Genomic DNA, 23,155 nt, shown 5'->3' on the forward strand with positions numbered 1-23,155 from the left:
GTCATTATCGCGGGAAGCAACGGCGGTCGGCTGCTGGTTTTCGCGGCCGGGCTCGACATGGTCCCGCGCCTGCAACACAATGACAGATCTCGATGCATGGAGGTCATTGTGGGCGGTTGGGCGGCTCTGGTTCCGTTGGTTCTGGCGGCCGCCGCGCTCCCGGGTGTTCCGGTTGCGGCGCAGGCCGTCGACCCGGGCTGGAGCGCGCCGCTGAGTACGCGCGGCCGTTACGTCGTGGACGCCGACGGGATGCGTTTCAAACTGCGGTCGGTCAATTGGCACGGGGCCAGCGGCACGGCCGAGGGCGACGGACATCATGCGGGCGAGGATTCGGGCCGGGTGCCGCTCGGGCTCGACCGGGCGCCGATCAGCGCGATCGTCGACGGTTTCCGGGGCATCGGCGTCAACAGTGTGCGACTGCCGTTCTCGAGCGAGATGGTCAACGACGCGCAGCCGGTGGCCGATTCGGCGGTAGCGGCCAATCCGGGCCTGCGGGGGAGGACACCGCTTCAGGTCTACGACGAGGTGGTCGCGGCCCTGACCGGCGCGGGCCTCGCCGTCATTCTCAACAATCACACGAATACGACGCGGTGGTGTTGCGGCGTCGACGGCAACGAGCGGTGGAACACGTCGCAGTCCGCGCAGGCGTGGGAGGACGCCTGGCTGTTCATGGTGCGCCGCTATGCGGGCAACGCGCGGGTCGTGGGGGCCGACCTCTACAACGAGGTGCGCCGCACGGTCATGGACGACCCGAACTGGGGCCGGGGCAACGATCACGACTGGTTCGCGGCGTCGCAGCGGCTCGGCGACCGGATTCTGCGCGAGGCCAATCCGCGGTTGCTGATCATCGTCGAGGGCATCAACTGGACCGGCATCCCGGTCGACGGTTTCCCGCACGAGCGACCGACTCTGCGGCCCGTACGATCGTTGTCACACACGCTGGTGGCCTCGAACAAGCTGGTCTATGCGGCGCACTTCTACGACTACACGGGGCCGAATCACAGCGGCGCGACCGGGATCGGCGAGACGAGCGATCCGCGCTATCGGGATCTGAGCCGCGACGAACTGTTCCAAGTGCTGCGGCGTGACGCGTTCTTCGTGGCGGACGAGCCGGGGCAGCATTTCACGGCACCGGTGTGGATCAGTGAGTTCGGCGTCGACGGCAACGCTCCGCCGGGTTCCGCGCAGCGGGCGTGGTTTGAGGCGTTCACCGACTATCTGGTCCAGGCCGACGCCGACTTCGCCTATTGGCCCGCCGTGGGGTGGACCGAGAACCGCGCGGCGAACGGCTGGGGGCTGCTCTTCTGGGACCGTGCGGGCACATTGTCCACAGGGGACTGGCGCAGCGAGATCTGGACCAGGTTGGTGACCCAGGGACGGACGGGTGTCATCGAACCGGTGGTGACGCGCTCGATGCTGAGCCCCGACCACGGAGATTTCGTCGCCTCACTGCGTCTGCGCGGCGAGGCGGACTGGGACAGCGGCGCCCGCAAGTCGGCCTGCCCCGACGGGCAACGGCTGATCGGCCTGAGCCATACGGGCAACCGCGGCCTGTGCGTGACCGCGGGCGCGTGGGAGTCGACCCAGGTGGTGCGCGACGAACGGCACGTGACGCGGGACTGGGCGAGCGGCTACACGAAGCTGCAGTGCCCCGCCGGCTCGCTGCTGGTCGGCTACGCCGTTCGCGGGGCGGCCGTGTCAAGCGCGCTGTGCGGCACGTCGCCGTCGGCCCGCGCCGGAACGAGCCGCGCTGACGTGGGTCGTACCGTGTGGTTCGACCGTGGCGACAACCGCCCGCCCGGCAACCCGGGTGGTGACTTCGCGGCCGGCCACTACAAGGGCCAGTGCGCCGACGACGAATACGCGGCCGGCGTCGCGTACACCGGGCGTTTCGGTTCCTCGCGCACCCCGGACGCGCTCTTCTGTCTTCCGTACGTATAACCGCGACCTATAGCTGAGCAAACTTTGCTAGTTCTGTCCTAGCGTCGCGGGCGCCACGCTGGAGGAATGAATACGCGGAACATCCGGCTCGGCGTCGACATCGGCCGGGTCATCATCGACGGGGGAGCGCAGGGCGGCGCCGACACCCGGTTCTTCAGCGGCGACACCGCCCGCATGCTCACCACCCCGGCCGTGCCCGGCGCGTTCGCCGCGCTGGCCCGCCTGGCGCCTCGGTTCGACCAGGTGTGGCTGATCTCCAAATGCGGCGAACGGGTGCGGCGCAACTCCCTGATGTGGCTCGACCACCACGACTTCGCCGCCCGCACCGGCATTCCCCGAGAGAACGTACGGTTCTGCCGACGCCGCCCCGACAAGGCGATCCACTGTGCCGAGCTGGGCATCACGCACTTCATCGACGACAAGCTCGACGTGCATCAGGCGCTGCGAGGAATCGTCGAGCACCGCTATCTGTTCGGCCCGCAGGCCGGCCCCGCTCCCGACTGGGTCGAGCACGCTCTCACGTGGACCGACGTTCTCGATATGACGGTTGACGTTATATGACGTTGAGCGTAACGTCGCTCGGCGTGCGAGAGCCCACGTTTCTGATCCTCACCGCCCTCGCGGCGGAACCCACCCATGGCTACGGGGTGATCCGCGCCGTCGAGCAGCTCTCCGAGGGCGACGTCGTGCTGCGGCCCGGCACCCTCTACGGCGCCCTCGACCGCCTCACCGAGCAGGGCCTCGTCGAGCTCGACCGTGAAGAGGCCGTCGACGGCCGGCTGCGCCGCTACTACCGCCTCACCTCCGACGGCGCGGCCGCGCTGGCCGAACAGGTGGCCCGCCTGCGTCGCCACGCCGACGCCGCCGAGCGGGGCCTGGGCGGTCTCGGCAACCTGGGGCTGGCCCAGTGACCCCGGCCGGCCGTCCCGGGGCGAGATCCTCGAGTCCAGCCGAACGGCACTGCCGCCGCCTCCTGCTGGCCTACCCCCGCGACTACCGGCGGCGTCACGGCGACGAGATCGTGACCACGCTGCTCGACGTCTCCGGCGATCAACTGCCGAGCCGGGGCGCGCGGCTGCATCTGGTCCTCTGTGGGCTGCGTCAGCGATTCCGGCTGCCGTTACGACCGGCACCGATCCTGGCCGCGGTGCTGGCCGCGATCGCGCTGGCCGCGCCCGGCGCGATCGGCGGGCGCTGGCTGGGCTGGCAGACAGCCGAAAACGTGACGTCCCACGACGACCTGCGGGCACTGATCGAGTCGATGGGCGTCTCCCGCCCGGAGGTCTATGACGACCGTACGGCGATGGGTGGGCCGGTGACCACAGCGGTCGCCCACGGCTCGGAGGTGCCCGACCGCTCCCGGGAAAGCGTGGCCGCCGCGGGCTGGCGGGTCGTCTCGTACAGCTCGCAGGCCGTGAGACTGGGTGTCGTGATCAACGACGACGGGTCCTGGGGCGCGCTCGGCCCCGGCCGGACCGCGTCGTGGCGAGCCACGAAGGGCGGCCTGACCCTGATCGGCGGCAGCACGACCGGGCTGGGAGACACCGACGTGAGCCTGGACGTCTGGACGGAAGAGACCGCGGCCATCCGCCCGTTCACCATCGGCGGCCTGGTGCTGGGCGCCCTGGCCGGCTGGCTGCTGACCGCCGCCGTCGCCACCCGCGTACGCCGAGCCGGCCGCGCACGCCGCTGGGCGGTGACCTTGCAGGCGACCGCGGGGTTCATCGCGGCCGCCCCGCCCGCCTACATGCTCTTCCGCGAGTTCGTCGAGACGATGAGATACGACGTCGACAACCCGAACTGGTACGTCGTCACCGACCCCGCCCCCGCGTTGTCGACCGCGCTGGTCTTCACCGGCTCGGGCGTCGCCGCCGCCGCGCTGGTCGCGCTGCTGCTCGTGGCCGGCCGGGCCGGCTATGACCGCCGCTCGGCCGCCTGATCTCCGGGATTGTCGTACCCCCGTGCCATGCTCGGACGGTGGTGGTCGATTTCGAGAGCGAGCTGTGGCTGTGGGCCGCGCGCAAGCAAGAAACCTGGACTTTCGTCAGCCTGCCGGTCGAGGCGTCCGACGAGATCCGTGACCGCAGCGAGGGCCTGCGGCGCGGCTTCGGCTCGCTGCGGGTGAAGGTCTCGCTGGGCACCAGCCACTGGCAGACCTCGATCTTCCCCGGCGGCGGCACCGGCGCCTACGTGCTGCCCATCAAACGGGCCGTCCGCCAGGCGCAGGGCCTCGACATCGGCGACGTGGCAACGGTCTCGGTCGAGCTGCTCGACCTGTGACCGGCCGCGGTGAGCTGCAGGGACCCCGGCGCGCGCTGGCGCTGCGCGCCGGGGACGCCCGTCGGGGCTCGCCCGTCCGATGCCGGGGGACACCGGACGGACGGCCCCTGTTCATGAGCTCCCCTACCAGCGGCGGCGCTTCTTGAAGTGGCCGTGATGCTTGTAGTGCCCGTGATGCTTGTAGTGGCCGTGATGGCCGTAAGCTCCCGGCGGCGGGTAGGCGCCCGGGTGCCCGTAAGCCCCTGGCGGGTAAGCGCCCGGGTGCCCGTAGGCCCCCGGCGGCCCGTAGTGACCGTGGCCGCGGTGGTGATGCCCCTGCGAGCGGGCGATCCGGTGGTTGACCTCGCGCAACAGCCCGTCGGCGATGCCGCCGTGTCCGCCACCCGACCGCCGTTGCAGCTTCGAAGCGAGCATCGACAGCAGGAACCTCTTGACGGAACCGCTCAATTCAGCCTCCCTGAACTCGTACCCACCACGGTAGGTCCCCGAGTCCAGTACAGCCTGTGACGACGCTGCGGGTTTCCTGAGACTGGTCGAAGGGGGCGGCTAACCGACGCGGTAGCGCTCCACCAGTCCGGCGAGGATTTCCCGCGTCCGGTTCAGGTCGTCGATCTGGCGGGTCACCCGGTCGAGCTCCGATGTGAGGCGTTCAGCGAGCCACGGCGTACGGATGGCCTCGTTGTTGATGCAGGGAAGGACGTCCTGAATGGTCGCGCTGTTCAGGCCGGCCGACAGCAGCGACTGGATCAGCCCCACCCGCTCGACCGCCGACTCCGGATAGTGCCGCTGACCACCACCACTGCGCGTGCTCGCCAGCAGGCCCTGCTCCTCGTAGTAGCGCAGCGACCGCGCGCTCGCGCCGGTCACCGCGGACAGGTCGCCGATCCGCATCGGAAATCCTCCAGAAAACGCTTGACCCTCACACGGGTGTCAAGTTTTAGCGTAACCGCATGACCACAGCAACCGCCCTCGTCGAGCCGGTCACCGTCGCCGGACTGCCGCTGAACAGCCAGTTCGTCATGGCCCCGATGACCCGGGAGCGTTCGCCGCACGGCGTGCCGACGCCCGAGGTCGCCGCCTACTACCGGCGCCGCGCCGAGAACGGTGTCGGGCTCATCATCACCGAGGGCGTGCTGGTCGACCACCCCAGCGCCGGCCACCAGCCCGCCGTGCCCAGGCTCACCGCGGGGGCCGCCGAGGCCGGGTGGCGCCACGTCACGAGCGAGGTGCACGCGGCCGGCGGCCGAATCGCCGCGCAGCTCTGGCACCTGGGCAGCCGGCGCGAGCCGGCCGGAACCGCCTGGACCCCGCAGACCATGTCCGGCCCCGACTTCGACACCCTCATCCGGGCGTACGCCGAGTCGGCGCGGGTCGCCGTCCGGGCCGGCTTCGACGCCGTCGAGGTGCACGCCGCCCACGGCTACCTGCTGGACGAGTTCCTCTGGCCGGTCACCAACCCGTCCCGCCGTCACCTCAGCTTCCCAGCCGACGTGATCCGCGCCGTGCGGGCCGAGATCCCGGCCTGCACGCCGTTGATCGTCCGTTTCTCACAGTTCAAGGAGCGCGACTACAGCGCGCGCATCGCCTCGACGCCCGCGGAACTCGGCGTGAGCCTGGAAGGCTTCCGGCAGGCCGGCGCCGACGTGCTGCACGCCTCGCAGCGCCGCTTCTGGGAGCCGGCCTTCGCGGGCAGCGACCGTAATCTCGCCGGCTGGGCCAAGCACCTCACCGGCCTCCCGTCGATCACCGTCGGCTCGATCGGACTGACCCGCGACTTCGCCACCTCCGACCGGATGCGCGAGCTGGTCGACCGGCGTACGAGCGGCGAGTACGACCTCATCGCGCTCGGCCGCGTGCTGCTCGGCAACCCGTCCTGGGTGTCTCTGGCTGACGCGGGCCGCTTCGACGAGCTGCGCGACTATCACAAAACGGATGAAGAGCTGTACTTCTGATTTTCCGCTTTATCGGCGCGAGACCGGTCGGACTTGATGAAATCGACAGTATGGTGGCCGAAACGCCGAGAGCAGCAGTCCGCGCCTGGCGCGACGGGCTGGTCAACCTCGACGCCGGAAACCGCCTGCTGACCGGTCGCCGCTCGGCCGGCAGCACCCTGGAGATCGCCGGCCCGGCCGCGCCCGAGATCGTCGGCGCCCTGCGTGACGGCCGCGACTACGGCTTCCTCCCGTACGCGGCCCGGCCCGAACCCGGCGGCCTGTTCCGCACCAACCTGAGCGCCTCCGCCCTCGGCACCCGCCTGCGCCGCCTGATGCGCAGGTCGCGGCAGGACCTCCTCGACCGCGGCATCGCCACCCTGCACCTGGCGATCGGCACCCTGCACTGGCGCGACGAGGAGGACGCGGCCTTCACCAGCCCGATCCTGCTGCTCCCGGCCGAGCTGACCGCCCGAGGCCCCGGCGACGTACCCCGGCTGCACGTGCGCGGCGACGACCCGGTGGTCAACCCGGCCCTGGCCCTGCGCCTGCGCCGGATGGGCATCGCGACACCGGACGTGGACGGGCTCGCCGAACTCGACGTGCGCGCCTGTCTGGAGAAGCTGCGGTCGACGGTCAGCAACCGCGCGTGGGAGATCACCGAGGGCGTGCTGCTGTCGTGCTTCAGCTTCCACAAGGAGGCGATGTACCGCGACCTGCTCGACAACGAGCGGCGCGTCGTCACCCATCCGCTGGTCGAGGCCCTGGCCGGCCAGGTTGGCACGAAGAAGCCCGGTGGACAACCGCGAGAGGGTTCGACCGGCGGCGTAGTCTCCGAGCCACCTCTCCCGGGTGGGTGGGCCGGCATACCGACGCGTACGGCCGAGGGAGCGCAACCGGGGCCGGCACAGCGGCCGGGACATGGGCCGGAGCGCGAGCTTCCGCTGGTTCTCGACGCCGATGCCACCCAGCGGGCCTGCGTCGAGGCCGCCGTCGCCGGCCAGAGCTTCGTGCTCGACGGCCCGCCCGGCACGGGCAAGTCCCAGACGATCGCCAACATGATCGGCTGCCTCCTGCACGCCGGGAAGCGCGTCCTGTTCGTCTCGGAGAAGGCGGCCGCGCTCGAGGTCGTCCGCAACCGCCTCGCCGGCGTGGGCCTCGACCGATACCTGCTCGAGCTGCACAGCCACAAGACGACCCGCCGCGAGGTCGCCCGCACCCTCGCCGCGTCCCTCGACGAGACGACACCCGGCCCGGCCCGGCCGACCGGCGAAGTCGACCGGGAACGGCTGAACGAGCTGCGCGACCGCCTGGACGCCTACGCCACCGCGATGAACGAGCGCCGCGAGCCGCTGGGCCGCAGCCTGTATGACGTGATCGGCGAATGCGCCCGCCGCACGGAACCGCATGCGGCCGGCCCGATGCCCGCCGTCGACCCGCGGACGCTGACCCCCGAACTCGTGCAGCGCCTGCTGGAGGCGGCCGACGACCTGGCCCGATGCCGCCGCCCAGCCGAGGAGGGCGACCGCTTCCCCTGGCGCGACGTGACCGAGCAGAACCCGTTGACCGACACCCTTCGGCGGGCCCGGCACGCCCTGAGAGATCTGGCCGGCGAGACCCAGACGTACGCCACCACGACCGAGGCATTCGCGCTGACCCACCCGTCCGACGCCGGACGCCTCGCCGCCCTCGTCACTCACGCCGCCCACCGCCCCGCCGTCGTGACCGACGAGTGGCTCACCGCCCCGTCCCTGGAGCCGATCGCGCGGGCCGCCGAGCGCCGCGGCCGTCTGCTGTCCGCCGCCCGTCAGGCGCGAACCGCCGTACGCGAAGCCGCCGGCGTGGATTGGCCCGACGTCCCCGACGAGGAACCACCCGCCCTGGACCCCGGCACCCTCACCGCGCACGCCGCCGAGGTGTCCGCCCGCCTGCTGACCGCCGAGGCCGGCACGATCGACGAGGTCGTACGGGACGCGGCCACGATCGCCGCCCGCCTCGGCCTGCCCGCGGTGGTCACGTTCGGCGATCTCGCGCGGGTGGCCGCCCTGGCCGCCCTGGCCGACCGGCCCCATCGTCCCGAGCCGTTCTGGTTCGGCCCCGGGGTGCTCACCGCCGTCTCCTCGGCCGCGGCCGTCCTGCGTCGCTGCTCCGAGACGGTCGCCGCGATCGGGGCCCTGTGCCGGGCCTACTTCGCCGAGTCCATCGTGGACCAGCCGGTCGAACAGCTCGCCGAGCGCCTCGTCCACGAGCACCGCGGCCTGCGCAAGCTGCTCGGGGCGTACCGCCGGGACTGGAACGCCGTCGCCGCGTTCGCCCTGCCCACCGTGTCGCCCGCCGAGGCCGTGGCCAACCTGGGGGTCGCCGTGGGCTGGCAGCGGGCGCTGCGTCACCGGGCCGTCGTCGAGCGGCAGCACGCACCCCTGCTCGGCCGCTACCAGCACGGCGACCCGTCCGCGATCGACGAGGCATTGCGTACGGCGGGCGACCTGTTGCGGCTCGCCCCGCCGGAGTCGCTGCCGTCGGTCGCCGACCAGATCTGCCGCCCCGATCCCGACCCCGCGCTCATCCGTTTCGCCCGGCGGGCCCGTACGGTCGCTGAGCGCCAGCCGCCCGCCGACCTGCTGCGCGACGCCGTCGAGGACCGCCGGGCCCGGGCCGCCCCGCTCACCGAGGCCGCCGCGGTCCTGCACGCGTTCGACCGGGCGACCGGTCGCGAGGTCGACCTCGACGAGGCCCGTCGTCTGCTCGATCTCAAGAAGGCGGCCGCCGAGAAGGAGCAGGCCGTGGCGGACGACCCGGCTCCGGAGCTCGGCCACGACGACCTGGACGACGCGGTCGCCTGGGCCAGGGCGGCCCGCCGGCTCCCGAACGGCGTCGACCGCGCGCTGAGCCCGGAACAGGCCGCGGCACTTCAAGAAAGACCGGGCGCCGCCGGGCTCGCCGAACGCATCGGCGCCTGGGAGGACGCCCGCGACAGCGTCCTCGCCGCCTTCGCCCCCACCCGCCGGCCCGGGCTCGCGACCGCGCTGGACGACTACGACGGCGCGTTCCTGACCACGCTGCTCGACGACGTCGACGGCCAGGAGCAGTGGCTCGGCTACGACAGGGCCCGCCGCGTGCTGCCCGCCGCCACGATCGCGCACTGCGTCGAGCGTGGCACCGGATTCCGCGAGGAGGTCGAACGGGCCGTGCTCACCGCCTGGGCCGACGCCGTGATCCGCGACGACGAGCGGCTGCACCCCCTCGGCGGCGTCGAGCACGATCACCTGGTCGACGAGTTCCGCCGCCTCGACGCCGCCCTGGCCGCCGAGGCGCCCGTCACGATCGCCGCGGCGATCGAGGCCCGCAAGCCGAGCGTCGCCGACGAGATCGCCCTGCTACGCCGGGAGGGCAGCAAGCAGACCCGCCACTGCTCCGTACGGGATCTGCTCGCCCGCGCGCGGCAAACCGTGCAGGCGGCCCGTCCGTGCTTCCTCATGTCGCCGCGGGCGGTCAGCCAGTTCCTGCCGGCCGACCTCACGTTCGACGTGGTCATCTTCGACGAGGCGTCCCAGATCGCGCCGGCCGACGCGATCAACGGCATCTACCGGGCCGACGCGCTGATCGCGGCGGGTGACGACCGGCAGCTCCCGCCGACCTCGTTCTTCTCGACCCGCGCCGACGAGGACGACGGCACCGACGTCAACGACTTCGAATCGATCCTGGAGCTCGCCGAGGGCTGCGGGGCGTTCCCGCGCATCAGCCTCGGATGGCACTACCGCAGCCGCCACGAGGCCCTGATCGCGTTCGCCAACCACCGGTTCTACCAGGGCCGGCTGATGACCTTCCCCAGCGCCGGGGCCGACCCCGAGACCGGAATCGATCTGGTCCCGGCCGGCGGCGTCTATCGTCGCGGCGGCGCGCGCGACAACCCGATCGAGGCCGAGACGGTCGCCGAGCGGATCGTCTCGTGCCTCACCACCCGCCCCGAGCTGTCGCTGGGCGTCGTCACCTTTTCGGTGGCCCAGGCCGAGGCGATCGAGTCGGCCCTCGAACGCGCCGCGCTGCGCCATCCGGGCCTGGACCGGCTCCTCGAGGGCGACCGGCTCACTGGCTTCTTCATCAAGAGTCTCGAGTCGGTGCAGGGCGACGAACGCGACGTGATGATCTTCTCGATCGGCTACGGCCGCGACGAGAACGGCCGCATCAGCAGCAACTTCGGCGCGCTCAACCAACCCAACGGCTGGCGCCGGCTCAACGTGGCGATCACCCGGGCCCGGCGCCGCGTCGAGATCATCTCGTCGGTCCGGTCCCGCGACATCCCGCCGTCGACCAACCCGGGCGTACGACTGCTCGCCGCCTATCTCGACTACGCCGAGCGCGGCGCGGCCGCCGTGGCAGGCCCCACCGTCGCGGCGAATCCGCTGGTCACGTCGGTGCTCGAGACGATTCGCGGCTGGGGGTTCCGAGCCGAGGCGGCCCTGAACACGGACGGATACCGCGTCGGCATCGGGGTGCGGCGGCACGCCCCCGGCGGTGGCTTCGTGCTCGGCGTCGAGTGCGACGGCCCGCTCTACGGCTCGATCGCCGCGGCCCGCGACCGCGACCGGCTCACCGCGGAGATCCTCACCGGACTCGGCTGGCGGCTGCATCGGGTGTGGAGCACCGCCTGGCACCACGACCCGGCGGGGGAGCGGGCCCGGCTGCGGGCGGCGATCGAGCAGGCGGCGGGCGAGCTGCCCACCGCGGGACCCTGGCCCTACCGGCGTGACGATTTGTTGAGGCTGCAACCGGTTCTGTGATCGATCGTCGCGGACCGGGTACGGTATTGCCCGAATGCGGTATTGACTGCATGCGCGGCGATGTCCAGCATATGTCGCGTGAATCCAGGGACCACCGCGCCGGTCAGCTGCGTCGCCTTCCGGGCCGACGGCATGCGTCTGGCCGGCGGCACCCAGGCCGGCACGGTCATGGTGCAGGAGACGAGCGACCCCTCCCGCCCCGTGACGCTGACCGAATTCGCCCACCGGTCGGCCGTGCTCGCCGCGGCCTGGAACCCGGGCGCCTCCGACCTGCTGGCCACGGGCTCGGCCGACGGCACGGCCGCCGTGTGGCGCGTCGTCGACGACCGCCCGCCGTACCTCATGAAAGTCCTCGGTGGACACCCCGCCGCGGTCGCCGACGTCGCCTGGATGCCCGACGGTCAGCACCTGCTCTGCCTTCTCGGCGACGGGCGCGCGGCGGTGTGGCAGGCGTTCGGCGAGACCTACCTGGGCGAGATCGACGACTGTGTACGCCTCGACGTGAGCCCGACCGGCCTGGTCGCCACGGTCGGCACGAACGGCTTCGTGGCCGTGCGCGACCTGGCCCAGGACCGCGCCCCGCTCGCCGGGCGGGCCGCCCCCGCCGTCGAGGCCTGCGCCTGGTCGCCCGACGCGACCACGCTCGCGCTGGCCCGGCGCGACGGCACGGTCGAGCTGCGCAACGCCCACCTCGACCCGATCCGCACGATCCGGGCCGGGGACAGCCCGCTGCGCTCGGTGACGTGGTCGGCCGACGGGCGGCATGTGCTCGCGGGGGCGTACGACGGCAGTGTCCTCGCGGTCGACGCGGAGAGCCGCCCGGTGTGGCGCCTGAGCGACCCGACGATCCGTACGAGATCTCTCGCCGTCGGCGGCCCGGTGCTCGCCACCGCCGCCTTCGCCGCCCGCCCGCACCTGATCGACGCCACCTCGGGCAAACCCTTCACGCCCGGCCTCGCCCCGTCCACGCCGGCCACGCCGACCCGGCCGTTCCGCGGTGCCGTGCTCGCCGCCGAGGGCCGCGTCGTCACCGCGGGCCCGCCCGGTGCCCGCGTTGTGGTCGTCGAGCACGACCTGCGCGTCGGCGCGATCGACGCCCTCGCCGACCGCGTCGTCGTCTCGGCCGCCCACCAGGCCGTGCGCGTGGCCCGCCTCGACCCGGCCGTCCTCGAGGTCGAGCGCGGCATCACCCTGCGGGCCCCCGAGCCGGTGCGTACGGTCGCCCTGCTCGGCACGCCCGAGACCACCGTGGTCGTCGCCGCCTCGCACGACGTGCGCCTCTGGTCGTGGACCGTCGACTGGACCGGCCCGCCGGCCGGCCCCACCCTGGTCGGCGAGTTCGGCGCGGGCCTGGCCACCCTGCAACGCCTCGACGAGCACCGCCTGACCGCCACCGACCACCGAGGCGAACTGGCCATCCTGGCCCTGGGCGCCGACGGCGCGCTTTCGACCTGACGGGTTATTCGAAGCGGGAGGGGTCGCCCGAGCCCACGCGCAGGATCTCGGGCTCGCCGCCGGAGAGGTCGACGACCGTGGTCGGCTCGACGCCGCAGTCGCCGGCGTCGACCACCGCGTCGAGCACGTGGTCGAGGGTTTCCTTGATCTCCCAGCCCATCGTCATCGGCTCGTCCTGGCCCGGCAGCAGCAGCGTGCTCGACACCAGCGGCTCACCCAGCTCGGCCAGGATCGCCTGCGCGACGACGTGGTCGGGGATGCGGGCGCCGACCGTCTTCTTCTTCGGGTGCAGCAGCCGCCGCGGCACCTCTTTGGTGGCCGGCAGGATGAACGTGTAGGGCCCCGGGGTGGCCGACTTGACCGCGCGGAACGCCGCGTTGTTGATCTGCACGAACTGGCCGAGCTGCGCGAAGTCGCGGCACATCAGCGTGAAGTGGTGCCGGTCGTCGAGGTGGCGGATCTCGCGGATGCGGTCGAGCCCCTCCTTGTTACCCATCCGGCAGCCCAGCGCGAAGCACGAGTCGGTCGGGTAGGCGATCAACCCGTCCGCCCGGACGATCTCCACCACCTGACGGATCGAGCGGGCCTGCGGGTTGTCCGGATGAACGTCGAAATACTTCGCCACCAGGAAATACTAGTGGCGGTACGCCTTGACGACCGCAGACATGTCCGACTCGGCGTGCCCGAGTGCGGCCGTCGAGGCGTACAGGTCCCGGCAGACGTCGAGCAGCGGTGACGCGAGGCCCCGGCGGCGCGCGGCCGCCACGATCAACTCGTTGTTCTTGAGCACGTCGCGGATCGAGGCCTGCACGTCGAAGTCCCCGTCGACCAGCTTGCCGGCCTTGCCGCGCGAGACGGCGCTGGCCATCGGTCCCGCGTCGAGCACCCGCCGCAGCACCTCGGTGTCGAGCCCGTGCCCCGCGGCGAAGTGGAAGGCCTCGGCGAGCCCGGTGACCATGCTGATCAGGAACGTGTTCACGGCCAGCTTCATCAGCAGCGCGCCCGGAACGGCCCCGCAGTCGACCACCTGAGCGCACATCGGGGCGAGCAGGGGCCGTACGCGGTCAAGGTCTTGCTCCTCTCCCGCGATCATGGCGATCAGCGATCCCGACTCGGCCGGCCCTCGCGACCCGGAGACGGGCGCCTCGACATAACCCCCACCGGCCGCCGCCACGGCCGCCGCCAGCCGTTTCGAGTGTTCGGGACTGGTCGTGCCCATGTGGACGACCACCGTGCCGGCCAGCGAGGCCGGGAGCACGTCGTCGATGGCCTGCTCGGTCGCCAGCATCAGGATGACGACGCCGGCCTTCGCGAACACGTCGGCCGGCGTGCTCGCGCGGATCGCCCCGGGCGGGGTGTCGCCCCGATCGGTGCGGTTCCAGACGATCAGCTCGACGCCGGCGCGGGCCAGGTTCGCCGCCATCGGCCGCCCCATCACCCCGAGCCCGACAAATCCCACGGTCATGGCGCCCACGGTAGGCCGGAAAGGACCGCCGTTCCGACGGCCAATTTCCGAACGGTGGCGGGTGGCGTCGGGGAACAGGCACCCTGGCGAGCGGATCCGCGGCCGGTTGACGGGATTCTCCCAGGCATTTCCGCGTTCGGCGCTGTCACGGTGGTTAACTGGACCGGATCCCGGTTCCGAGGCTTGGCGACCTGCGCCGCACGGAAGAGGCTCGATGACTGACCAACGTCACGGCAAGGTCGTGACTTTCTACTCGTTCAAGGGTGGGGCGGGCCGCACGATGGCGCTCGCCAATGTCGCCTGGATCCTGGCCGCGAACGGCAAGCGGGTGCTGGTCGCCGATTGGGATCTCGAGTCGCCCGGGCTGCACCGGTTCTTCGAACCGTTCCTCGGGGTGGAGAAGGCCGAGGCCACCGCCGGAATCATCGACATGATCCGCTCCTACGAATACGAGTCGACCCGGCCGTTCCCCCGCGAGGACGGCTGGTACAAGGCTTTCGCCCAGGTCAACGCGTTCGCGTTCACGCTCGACTGGGGTCACTTCCCGCCGGGGGGACGGCTCAGTCTCCTCTCCGCCGGACGGCAGAACCGCGAATACTCCGCGCTCCTCAACGCGATCAACTGGGACGACTTCTACCATGAGCACAACGGTGGCGCCTTCATAGACGCGCTCGCGGCCGACATGCGCGCCAACTACGACTACGCCCTGCTCGACAGTCGCAGCGGACTCAGCGACGTCGCCGACATCTGCAGCGTGCAGTTGCCCGACGTGCTCGTCGACTGCTTCGCGCTGAACGCGCAGAGCATCGACGGCGCGGCCAAGATCGCCGAGGTGGTCACCCGCCGGCCCGTGGGCGTGCGGCCGCCGATCAGGGTCCTGCCCGTGCCGATGCGGGTCGACCCGGCCGAGAAGGAGAAGGCCGAGGCGGGCCGCACATTCGCCCGGCGGCGCTTTCCCGGGATGCCCGCCGGCCTGACGGCGAGCGAGCGGGCCGGCTACTGGAACGCGGTCGAGGTGCCGTACCAGCCGTTCTACGCCTACGAGGAAACTCTCGCGACTTTCGCCGACCGTCCCGGGCAGTCCGCGACCTTGCTGGCGGCCTACGAGAAACTCACCCGGTTCATCACCGACGGCGACGTGGTGGCGTTGCCGCACATGGACGAGACGTTGCGGATCAGGACGGCCAAACGGTTCGTCCGTTCCCTGTTCGAGGTCTCCGACGAGGTCACGCTGCGCTACGCGGCGGAGGATCAGGCCTGGGCGGAGTGGATCGGCGGCGTGCTGAAGGCGGTCGGGGTCAGCGTGCACGACCCGAACGGGCCGACCGGCGCCCCTCCGACGGCCGCGGCCCGGTCGTTGACGTTGATCTCCCATGCCAACGCCGCGGCGTTCGCCGGCATCATCACGCGCGACCGGTCGGCCCTGCGACCCTCGCTGGCGATCTATGTGGACGATGTCACGCCGCTGCCGTCGTTCGCCCCGTCGTCCTCCGCCTTCCTCGCGGGTCAGCCCGCCGAGGTCGCGGTGGAACGGACCCTGCGGCTGGTCGGGCTGTGGCCGGGCGAGAAGCCGGATCTGTCGGCCATCGGCACGCGCTTCCCCGGCGAGCGCCCGGTCGTCATCAACGCCCCGAGCCGTAACGGTCGGTTCACCGGTCGTAAGGAATTCCTCCTCGGGCTTCGCGCCGGGTTGCGCGGCGGCGTGGGGATGCCGGTGGTCCTGCAGGGAATGGGAGGCACCGGCAAGACCCAGCTCGCGCTCGAATACGCGCACCGGTTCCGCAACGCCTACGACGTCGTCTGGTGGGTCGACGCCGACATGACGACGTTCGTCGACACCCAGGTGGCCGAGCTGGGCCAGGAGCTCGGCCTGAACACGGCCGGCTCCGGTGTCGAGGACAAGGTCCGCAAGGTGATCGGCGCGCTCGAGGACGGCGAGCCGTACGCCCGCTGGCTGCTGATCTTCGACAACGCGGAGGACGTCGACGAGCTTCTCGAATTCGTCCCGCGGCAATCCGGGCACGTGCTGGTCACCTCCCGCAACAACCGGTGGGGCGACCGGGCGCTGCCGATGCCGGTCGACGTCTTCCAGCGGCCGGAGAGCGTCGAACATCTGCGCCGGCGACTGCCCATGATCGGAGCCGACGAGGCCGACCGGCTCGCCGACCTCCTGGGCGATCTGCCCTTGGCGGTTGCCGACGCCGGTGCGTGGCTGTCCGAGACGGGCGAGCCGGTGGGGGAGTTCCTGCGCCGTGTGGAACTGACCGGTCCGGGTGAGGCCGTCGAGCAGGTCTGGACCGCTTCGCTCGACCTGCTGCGCGAGCGGTCCGCCGCCGCCTATCGCCTGCTCGAGCTGTGTTCGATGCTCGCCCCCGAGATTCCCCTGGAGCTGGTCTACGGCCACGACCTGGCGACGGCGCTGGTCGATCTCGATCCGTTCGCCTCCGACCGGCACTACCGCGCTGCCCTGATACAACATCTCCACCGCCTGGCCCTGGTCAAGCTCGACGTGTCACGCCGCAGGATTCAGGTCCACCGGCTGCTGCAGCACGTCGTTCGCGGCCGCATGACCGAGACGGACCGCGACGACACCCGTCATCGGATCCACCGTGTTCTCGCCGATTCCCGTCCGCCGCACGAGATCGACGACCCTGCCTCCTGGTCGCGTTTCGACATGCTCTGGCCCCATCTCGAGATGTCGGGGGCCGCCGACTGTGCCGACGAGACGGTCCGCCAGCTCATGATCGACCGGTTGCGCCATCTCTGGATCACCGGTCGGTTCGACGAGGGCTTGCGGTTCGGCCGCCGGATGGAACAGAAGTGGGCGACCGCGTGGGCCGCCGACGGGGACACGCTGCACCGGCAGCTCCTCCACCTGCGGTTCAACATCGCCAACCTGCTGCGGCAGACGGCCCAGTTCGAGCAGGCCCTCGTGCTCGACGAAGCCGTTCTGCGGGAACAGGTCGAGGTGCTGGGCCGCGAACACCCGCACACGTTGATGACCGCCGGAGGACTCGGTGGTGATCTGCGAGCGTCGGGGCGGTACGCGGACGCCCTCCGGCATGACGAGAAGACGTACCTGGCATGGGTGGAGCACTACGGCGAGAGCTTTCCGCGGACGCTGCTGGCGCTGAACAACCTGGCCACGACCAACCGCCTGGCCGGTGATTTCCGCACCGCCCTCGAACGCGATCAGCACACCTACGAACAGTGGACGATTCTGGTCGGCCAGGGCCACCCGTACACCCTGAACGCCGGCTCGAACCTGGGTCGTGACCTGCGCGACGCCGGCGAGTACGCGCGGTCGGTCGAGCTGCTCGACGACATCGCGCGCCGCTACCAGTCAGTCCTCGGCTCCCGGTCGCATCTGACTCTCGGCGCGCGGGTGAACCTGGCGGTGTCGCTCGGCTGCGTCGGACGGCACGCCGAAGCCGCGGAACTTCTCGACGAGACGTACGAGCAGCTTCTCGAGGCTCTCGGACCGTTCAACCCGGTCACTCTGGCGTGCCGCTCGGGCCTGGCCGTGAGTCACTTCGCCCTCGGTGAGGCGGCGACCTGCCTGAGCGAGTTCGAGGAGATCAGGCTGGCGCGGGCCACCGAGCTCGGTCGCCGGCACCCGCACACACTCGTCGCCGGGAACAACCTGGCCGTGGCCCAGCAAGCGATCGGTGAGCGGGGACCGGCGGGGAATCTCGCCGCCGAGATCGTGGACGAGATGAGAACCGTTCTCGGCGACTCGCACCCGCACACTCTCGCCTGCGAGCTCAACCTGGCGATTCTTCGGGGCGGGCCGCAGCGGCCCGCGCTGGTCGAGTCGTTGGTGGATCGCCACCGCATGGTGCTCGGCCCGGACCACCCGGACACCCTGCGGTGCATGGCCGCCGCCGGGCGGGACTCGGGTGACCTGTTCCGGATGCTCGACGCGCATCCGTTCTGATCTTCCGGTCAGGACGGAGCCGGCCAGTCGTCGACCAGCCACCGCAGCATCTCGGGCAGGACCTCCACCGCACTGAAGTGGGCGGCGTCCTCCTGGATCTGAATCTCCGCGTAGGGAACGTGCGCGGCCAGGTAGCGCGCGTGGCTCACCGGGGAGAAGTTGTCGTCCGCGCCGTGCCAGAGCAGCACCGTGCCGGTGATGTCGCGCAGGTCGAAGCCCCACGCCGACCGGAACGCGAAGACGTCGTCGACCCAGCCGAACGGGCCCTGACTGAGCGCCTCCCGATAGGTGGCGGTCAGCAGCTGACGGATCATGACGTCGTCGGTGACCCGGAGATCGGGAGCGGTCATCTCCAGTCGCAACAGGTCCACCATGCTGTCCGGGTTGCGCCGGGCGCGGTCGGCCTGCAGGCGGAGGCGTTCGACATACCTCGGCCAGTCGTTGTCGGCGGCCTCGTACTCGCGGACGTTGGCGTCCGTCATGCCGTTGAGCCAGTCGAGACCGGGTGCGTCCGACGGTGCGATGCCGACGAGGACGCCGGTTCGTCTCACCCGATCGGTCAGTCTGGCCGCGGCGGCCAGGGCATGCGGCCCGCCGCCCGAACGGCCGACGACCGCGAACGTGTCGATGCCCAGGTGGTCGGCGATCGCGGCGATGTCCCCGGCCGCGTCGGCCACGCTTCGCTTCTCCTGACGGGTGGATCCGCCGTACCCGGGCCGGTCGTAGCTGATGAGCCGCACGCCGAGACGGTAGAGAACGCCCGTGCGAGGTTTCGGTCCGAGCCGGCTGCCGGGGGTGCCGTGCAGGAGAAAGACGGGGGAGCCGTGCAGGTCCCCGGTCTCCTCGAAGGTGAGATCCCGGCCGTCGGAAGCCCTGGCCACGCGTTGGGTGCCGGCCTCGCCCATTAAAAGCCCTCCCGCGCCTGGCGGCCGTCGTGCTCGGCTGACCGCTCTCTATTCTCGATACTCTCGATCTTGGGAGTCCACGATGGAAGTGAGTCACTTCGTCGGTAGGGCTCGCCAGATCTCAGCACGCCACGCCCTTCCCCGGAACACCCCTACCCTGATTGTGGCACTCGCGGCTTTTGTGAGGGTGAATTTCCGGCGCGTCACGTGACTACCTACCGTACGAGACGAGAGGTGTCAGAGGTTCGAAAACCCGGGCGTGTTTGGCAATCGTGTTGTGTTTGCGCGCCATCCGAAACGGGACGGCAGGCCGGGCGGCGGGCGTGGCATGCTGCGGGCGTCCCACGGACCGACCACGTCGGAGGCTGCCCATGCCCGTGCCCGTGAACCTCGACGCCCTGCTCGACGAACCCTTCCGTGACACGCCGCTGACCGACCTGGTCAACGCCCCCGTCTCCGCCCTCTCCGGCGTCAGCGACGAGGAGGCCCAGGGCCTCAGCCTCGCGTTCGGCATCAACACGATCGGCGACCTGGCCGCCAACGACTTCGTCCGCGCCGCGGTGGCGATCGCGCGCATGGCCGAGGTGGCGGCTACCGCACCCCGCCCATGAGCCGCTTGAGCATCGGCGTCAACGCCAGCAGAGTGCCACCGAGCACGATCGCCACGACACCGAGGATGCCGAAGTAGGCGACCTCGTCGTCGGCGTTGTAGTAGCCGGCGAGCTCTCCGGACAGCGCGGTCCCGAGAGCGACCGACAGGAAGAACAGGGCCACCATCTGCGTACGGAACGCCTCGGGCGCGAGTTTCGTGGTGACCGACAGGCCCACTGGCGAGAGCAGCAGCTCGGCGATCGTGAAGACGAGCAGAATTCCGGCCAGGCCGAGCAGCGGCACCTTGGTCGTCATCGCGAACGGCAGGAACAACAGGAACGCCACGCCCATGATCGCGGTGCCGGCGGCGAACTTGACCGGGGTCGACGGCTGACGGTCACCGAGCCGCGTCCACAACGTGGCGAACACGCCGGCCAGGATGATGATGAACACCGGGTTGATCGACTGGACCCAGGAGACGGGGAACTCCCAGCCGCCCAGGTTCCGGTCGAGGCGCGTGTCCGAATAGATCGTGATCACCGTGAACTGTTGCTGGTAGAGCGACCAGAACGCGGCGCTGGCGATGAACATCGGGATGAACGCGAGCACCCGCCGCCGCTCGACGACGTTGATCCGGTGGCTGGTCAGGATCACCACGAAGTAGGCGACGGCCGCGACGATGCTGAGCACGATCACGATGTCGGACAGCCGGTCCGCCGGCAGCGCCCCGGTCAGGGCCAGCACGACGATCACGATCACGACGGCCGCGGCGATGCCGTAGACCATCGGGCGCCGGTTGGCCGGCAGCGGGTTGGCGACGTGGTTCGCGTTCGCCGGCAGACGTTTACGGCCCAGCGCGTACTGGGTCAGACCGATCGCCATGCCCACCGCGGCCAGCCCGAAGCCGTAGTGGAAGCCGATTTCCTCCTGCAGCAGCCCGGTGAGCAGCGGACCGACGAGCGCGCCCAGGTTGATGCCGAGATAGAAGATCGAGAAGCCCGCGTCGCGCCGCTCGTCGCCCTCCCGGTAGAGCCCGCCGACCAGCGTGGTCGCGGTCGCCTTGACACCGCCGCTGCCCAGCGCGACCAGGATCAGGCCGACCGTCACGCCGAGCACGCCCGGGATGACCGCGAGCCCGATGTGCCCGGCCATGACCAGGATCGCGCTGCCGAACAGCACCTTTTCGGGGCCGAAGAGCCGGTCCGACAACCAGGCGAAGATCACCGTCGAGAGATAGACCGAGCCGCCGTACGCCCCCACGATGCCGGCCGCCGTGCCCTGGTTGATCCCGAGACCGCCGCGGTCCGCCTCGTAATAGAGGTAGATCAGCAGGATGCCCTGCATGCCGTAGAACGAGAACCGTTCCCACAGCTCGACGCCGAAGAGATTGGCCAGCGGCCGCGGCTGTCCGAAGAAGCTGCGGTCCTGTTGTTCCGTCTGCGCAGCGGTCATGGCCTGCGAATACCCGCGAGCCGTAGCGCCGAAAAGAGACGTGGACCATGCTGTGGGCGTGGAAACCGAACTCTTCATCGGCGGCAAATGGGTCCCCGCGTCCTCCGGCAACCGTTTTGAGGTGATCGACCCGGCGACCGGTGACGTCATCGCCTCGGTCGCGGACGGCGGTGAGGCCGACGCGATCGCCGCCGTCGACGCGGCGGCCGAGGCGGGCGCGGCGTGGGCGGCGACCCCTCCCCGCGTACGGGGTGAGGCGCTGCGCCGCGCCTGGGAGCTGATGACCGAGCGGGCCGACGAGCTCGCGAAGCTGATCAGCCTCGAGAACGGCAAGGCCCTCGTGGACGCCAAGGGCGAGGTGACGTACGCGGCCGAGTTCTTCCGCTGGTTCGCCGAGGAGGCCGTGCGCGGCGACGGCCTGGTCGCGACCGCCCCGTCCGGCGCCAACCGCATCCTCGTCGTGCGTCAGCCCGTCGGCGTCTGCGTGCTGGTCACCCCGTGGAACTTCCCGGCCGCGATGGCCACCCGCAAGATCGGCCCGGCGCTCGCGGCCGGCTGCACAGTCGTGCTCAAACCGGCCAGCGACACCCCGCTGACCGCACTGGCCATGGTCGCGATCCTGGCCGAGGCGGGAGTGCCCTCCGGCGTCGTGAACGTGCTGCCCTCGCGCAGCTCGGGCAAGGTCGTTTCGCGGATGCTGCGCGACGCCCGGGTGCGCAAGCTGTCGTTCACCGGTTCGACCGAGGTCGGCCGCATCCTGCTGGCCCAGGCGGCCGACAACGTCGTGAACACGTCGATGGAGCTCGGCGGCAACGCCCCGTTCGTGGTCTTCGCCGACGCCGACCTCGACGCCGCGATCGAGGGGGCCCTGATCGCGAAGATGCGCAACGGCGGCGAGGCCTGCACGGCGGCGAACCGCTTCTACGTCGAGTCGTCGATCGCCGGCGAGTTCTCGCGCCGCCTGTCGGCCCGCATGTCGGCGCTGCGCGTCGGCCCCGGCACCGACGAGCAGACCCAGGTCGGCCCGCTGGTCAACGAGGACACCGTGGCCAAGGTCGACGCGCTGGTGCGCGGCGCGATCGAGGCCGGTGCCACGGCCGAGACCGGCGGCGCCCGGCCCGAGGGTCCCGGCTACTACTACCCGCCGACGGTGCTGACCGGGGTCGCCTCCGACGCGGCGATCCTGCGCGAGGAGATCTTCGGCCCGGTCGCCCCCGTCGTGACCTTCACCGGCGAGGACGAGGCCGTCCGTCTGGCCAACGACACCGAGTACGGCCTGGTGGCGTACGTCTACACCGGCGACCTGGCCCGGGGCCTGCGGGTCAGCGAGGCGATCGAGGCCGGCATGGTCGGGCTCAACCGAGGGCTGGTCAGCGACCCGGCCGCGCCGTTCGGCGGCGTCAAGCAGAGCGGCATCGGCCGTGAGGGCGGCCACGAGGGACTGCTCGAATACCTCGAATCGAAATACATCGCCGTCAACTGGTGATTGAGGGTTGTTCAGGGCCCGCCTGGAGCTGCACTCAGCCGCAGGTCAGGAAGCCTGGTCTCCACCGCCCTGAACAATCCTCACCTTCTTACCCATTCGCACGATCGGAACGGGGGCGCCGCCGCGGGCGTCCTCGATCCGGTTGATCTCCTCGAAGCCGTAGCTGCGATAGAGCGGCTCGCCCGACATGGTCGCCATCAATTCGAGCCGGGTGTAGCCCTCGGCCGCGGCGGCCCGTTCGCAGAGCCCGAGAATCATCCGCCCCACGCCGCGCCGCGCGAAGTCGGGATGGGTATACATCGCGCGCACCTTGGCCGGGTCGGTGGCCGGGTCGAGCAGCGCGATGTCCCGCTGCGTCGAGTGGTCACCGCCGTAGAGGGTCGCCCGCCGGCTCCACCCGCCGCACCCGGCCAGCGCCCCGTCGAGCTCGATCACGAAGTAGGTGCCGTCGTCGATGAGCTGCGTGTCCAGCCCCATGATCGCCGTACTGCTCCTGATCTGATCATCGTCCAGGAACGCCTTCGACAGTTCCGCGATCGCCAGATCGATCAGTTCCCGCAGTGCCCCGACGTCGTCCCGCGTCGCCACCCGGCTGCTCAGCCCCATCGAACCATCCTCCCGCACTCCATACACTCAGAGATCAAAGCCGACCGTACGGGGTGGGGGAAGCCCGCGAATTCGCCGGCGCGGGTCGTTGCCGAGCCCTCACGCCGGCGTCGCGGTCGTCCTCGCGCTCCCCGCAGCGCGGCATCATTTGTCGGGCGTGGACCGCCGTCGCCTGATTTGGCGGTTTATGCCGCCCTGTCGGCGGAGCGGGTTCGCCGTTCGGCCGGGATGGCATCGGCCGTTCGGCGTGGCGAGGGGCGGCGCGGCGGGCCGAGCGGCGGGCCGAAAGGAAAGGGAATCGAAACGCTGACCTGCGAAGATCAAG

Annotated in this window: 18 protein-coding genes; 11 read left to right on the forward strand and 7 right to left on the reverse strand. The window is 71.0% G+C overall.

Annotated features, from left to right (window positions below; all coding sequences use genetic code 11):
- Positions 1-96 precede the first annotated feature (96 nt).
- From EER30_RS26675 to EER30_RS26695, 5 genes are all read left to right on the forward strand, one after another.
- Positions 97-1,941, forward strand: a complete 1,845-nt coding sequence (locus EER30_RS26675) for a glycoside hydrolase family 5 protein (RefSeq protein WP_205650431.1) — start codon at positions 97-99, stop codon at positions 1,939-1,941.
- 66 nt (positions 1,942-2,007) lie between these two features.
- A complete protein-coding gene (locus EER30_RS26680; RefSeq protein WP_127503357.1) occupies positions 2,008-2,502 on the forward strand; it encodes a hypothetical protein in 495 nt (164 codons plus the stop codon).
- Positions 2,503-2,525: 23 nt separating this feature from the next.
- Positions 2,526-2,852 carry a PadR family transcriptional regulator gene (locus EER30_RS26685; protein ID WP_205650432.1) on the forward strand — a complete coding sequence of 109 codons (327 nt, stop codon included), beginning with the start codon at positions 2,526-2,528 and terminating at the stop codon, positions 2,850-2,852.
- A complete protein-coding gene (locus EER30_RS26690; RefSeq protein WP_127503359.1) occupies positions 2,849-3,880 on the forward strand; it encodes a hypothetical protein in 1,032 nt (343 codons plus the stop codon). The genes EER30_RS26685 and EER30_RS26690 overlap by 4 nt, the downstream gene beginning before the upstream one ends.
- A 38-nt stretch (positions 3,881-3,918) precedes the next feature.
- Positions 3,919-4,221: a DUF1905 domain-containing protein gene (locus EER30_RS26695; protein ID WP_127503360.1), complete on the forward strand. Its 303-nt coding sequence runs from the start codon at positions 3,919-3,921 to the stop codon at positions 4,219-4,221.
- 123 nt (positions 4,222-4,344) lie between these two features.
- On the opposite strand, the gene EER30_RS26700 is transcribed toward EER30_RS26695, so the two are convergent.
- Together EER30_RS26700 and EER30_RS26705 are read right to left on the reverse strand one after the other, a co-directional pair.
- Positions 4,345-4,668: a hypothetical protein gene (locus EER30_RS26700; RefSeq protein WP_127503361.1), complete on the reverse strand. Its 324-nt coding sequence runs from the start codon at positions 4,666-4,668 to the stop codon at positions 4,345-4,347.
- A gap of 99 nt (positions 4,669-4,767) precedes the next feature.
- Positions 4,768-5,112, reverse strand: a complete 345-nt coding sequence (locus tag EER30_RS26705) for a MerR family transcriptional regulator (protein ID WP_127503362.1) — start codon at positions 5,110-5,112, stop codon at positions 4,768-4,770.
- Positions 5,113-5,171: 59 nt separating this feature from the next.
- On the opposite strand from EER30_RS26705, the gene EER30_RS26710 reads away from it, so the two are divergent.
- The 3 genes from EER30_RS26710 to EER30_RS26720 all read left to right on the forward strand — a co-directional run bounded on the left by EER30_RS26710 (position 5,172) and on the right by EER30_RS26720 (position 12,388).
- Positions 5,172-6,173 (forward strand): oxidoreductase, encoded by a 1,002-nt coding sequence (locus EER30_RS26710; protein ID WP_127503363.1) that lies wholly within the window; start codon positions 5,172-5,174, stop codon positions 6,171-6,173.
- Between the two features lie 50 nt (positions 6,174-6,223).
- Positions 6,224-10,933, forward strand: coding sequence for a DUF4011 domain-containing protein (locus tag EER30_RS26715; RefSeq protein WP_127503364.1), 4,710 nt, complete (start codon positions 6,224-6,226; stop codon positions 10,931-10,933).
- 78 nt (positions 10,934-11,011) lie between these two features.
- Positions 11,012-12,388, forward strand: a complete 1,377-nt coding sequence (locus EER30_RS26720) for a WD40 repeat domain-containing protein (RefSeq protein ID WP_164842491.1) — start codon at positions 11,012-11,014, stop codon at positions 12,386-12,388.
- Between the two features lie 4 nt (positions 12,389-12,392).
- Here the strand turns inward: EER30_RS26720 and EER30_RS26725 are convergent, their stop codons facing one another.
- Entirely contained in the window at positions 12,393-13,013 is a 621-nt protein-coding gene (locus EER30_RS26725) for an L-threonylcarbamoyladenylate synthase (RefSeq protein ID WP_127503366.1), read from the reverse strand.
- A 9-nt stretch (positions 13,014-13,022) separates the two neighbouring features.
- Positions 13,023-13,853 (reverse strand): NAD(P)-dependent oxidoreductase, encoded by an 831-nt coding sequence (locus EER30_RS26730; protein ID WP_127503367.1) that lies wholly within the window; start codon positions 13,851-13,853, stop codon positions 13,023-13,025.
- A 214-nt stretch (positions 13,854-14,067) separates the two neighbouring features.
- Here EER30_RS26730 and fxsT point away from each other — a divergent pair, with 214 nt between their 5' ends.
- Entirely contained in the window at positions 14,068-17,790 is a 3,723-nt protein-coding gene (fxsT, locus tag EER30_RS26740) for an FxSxx-COOH system tetratricopeptide repeat protein (RefSeq protein WP_127503368.1), read from the forward strand.
- An 8-nt stretch (positions 17,791-17,798) separates the two neighbouring features.
- Here the strand turns inward: fxsT and EER30_RS26745 are convergent, their stop codons facing one another.
- Positions 17,799-18,695 (reverse strand): alpha/beta fold hydrolase, encoded by an 897-nt coding sequence (locus EER30_RS26745; protein WP_127503369.1) that lies wholly within the window; start codon positions 18,693-18,695, stop codon positions 17,799-17,801.
- A 371-nt stretch (positions 18,696-19,066) separates the two neighbouring features.
- Here EER30_RS26745 and EER30_RS26750 point away from each other — a divergent pair, with 371 nt between their 5' ends.
- The gene (locus tag EER30_RS26750; protein ID WP_127503370.1) at positions 19,067-19,306 is read left to right on the forward strand and encodes a hypothetical protein; all 240 of its coding nucleotides are present in this window, start codon (positions 19,067-19,069) and stop codon (positions 19,304-19,306) included.
- Here EER30_RS26750 and EER30_RS26755 read toward each other — a convergent pair.
- Positions 19,287-20,738 carry a peptide MFS transporter gene (locus EER30_RS26755; RefSeq protein WP_127503371.1) on the reverse strand — a complete coding sequence of 484 codons (1,452 nt, stop codon included), beginning with the start codon at positions 20,736-20,738 and terminating at the stop codon, positions 19,287-19,289. The two genes, EER30_RS26750 and EER30_RS26755, sit on opposite strands and share 20 nt — an antisense overlap.
- Before the next feature lie 58 nt (positions 20,739-20,796).
- Here EER30_RS26755 and EER30_RS26760 point away from each other — a divergent pair, with 58 nt between their 5' ends.
- Positions 20,797-22,224 (forward strand): NAD-dependent succinate-semialdehyde dehydrogenase, encoded by a 1,428-nt coding sequence (locus tag EER30_RS26760; protein ID WP_240670319.1) that lies wholly within the window; start codon positions 20,797-20,799, stop codon positions 22,222-22,224.
- A 45-nt stretch (positions 22,225-22,269) separates the two neighbouring features.
- On the opposite strand, the gene EER30_RS26765 is transcribed toward EER30_RS26760, so the two are convergent.
- Positions 22,270-22,830 carry a GNAT family N-acetyltransferase gene (locus EER30_RS26765; RefSeq protein WP_127503373.1) on the reverse strand — a complete coding sequence of 187 codons (561 nt, stop codon included), beginning with the start codon at positions 22,828-22,830 and terminating at the stop codon, positions 22,270-22,272.
- Between the last annotated feature and the right edge of the window lie 325 nt (positions 22,831-23,155).

It is taken from the genome of Actinoplanes solisilvae, from assembly GCF_003999975.1.
In the GTDB taxonomy this organism is placed as follows: Bacteria; Actinomycetota; Actinomycetes; order Mycobacteriales; family Micromonosporaceae; genus Actinoplanes; species Actinoplanes solisilvae.

What these genes read in the sequence shown, in the direction of transcription:
- EER30_RS26675 (WP_205650431.1), top strand. Translation starts at nt 97, where the DNA reads ATGGAGGTCATTGTGGGCGGTTGGGCGGCTCTGGTTCCGTTGGTTCTG.
- EER30_RS26680 (WP_127503357.1), top strand. Translation starts at nt 2,008, where the DNA reads ATGAATACGCGGAACATCCGGCTCGGCGTCGACATCGGCCGGGTCATC.
- EER30_RS26705 (WP_127503362.1), bottom strand. Translation starts at nt 5,112, where the DNA reads ATGCGGATCGGCGACCTGTCCGCGGTGACCGGCGCGAGCGCGCGGTCG.
- EER30_RS26710 (WP_127503363.1), top strand. Translation starts at nt 5,172, where the DNA reads ATGACCACAGCAACCGCCCTCGTCGAGCCGGTCACCGTCGCCGGACTG.
- EER30_RS26715 (WP_127503364.1), top strand. Translation starts at nt 6,224, where the DNA reads ATGGTGGCCGAAACGCCGAGAGCAGCAGTCCGCGCCTGGCGCGACGGG.
- EER30_RS26730 (WP_127503367.1), bottom strand. Translation starts at nt 13,853, where the DNA reads ATGACCGTGGGATTTGTCGGGCTCGGGGTGATGGGGCGGCCGATGGCG.
- fxsT (WP_127503368.1), top strand. Translation starts at nt 14,068, where the DNA reads ATGACTGACCAACGTCACGGCAAGGTCGTGACTTTCTACTCGTTCAAG.
- EER30_RS26745 (WP_127503369.1), bottom strand. Translation starts at nt 18,695, where the DNA reads ATGGGCGAGGCCGGCACCCAACGCGTGGCCAGGGCTTCCGACGGCCGG.
- EER30_RS26750 (WP_127503370.1), top strand. Translation starts at nt 19,067, where the DNA reads ATGCCCGTGCCCGTGAACCTCGACGCCCTGCTCGACGAACCCTTCCGT.
- EER30_RS26755 (WP_127503371.1), bottom strand. Translation starts at nt 20,738, where the DNA reads ATGACCGCTGCGCAGACGGAACAACAGGACCGCAGCTTCTTCGGACAG.
- EER30_RS26765 (WP_127503373.1), bottom strand. Translation starts at nt 22,830, where the DNA reads ATGGGGCTGAGCAGCCGGGTGGCGACGCGGGACGACGTCGGGGCACTG.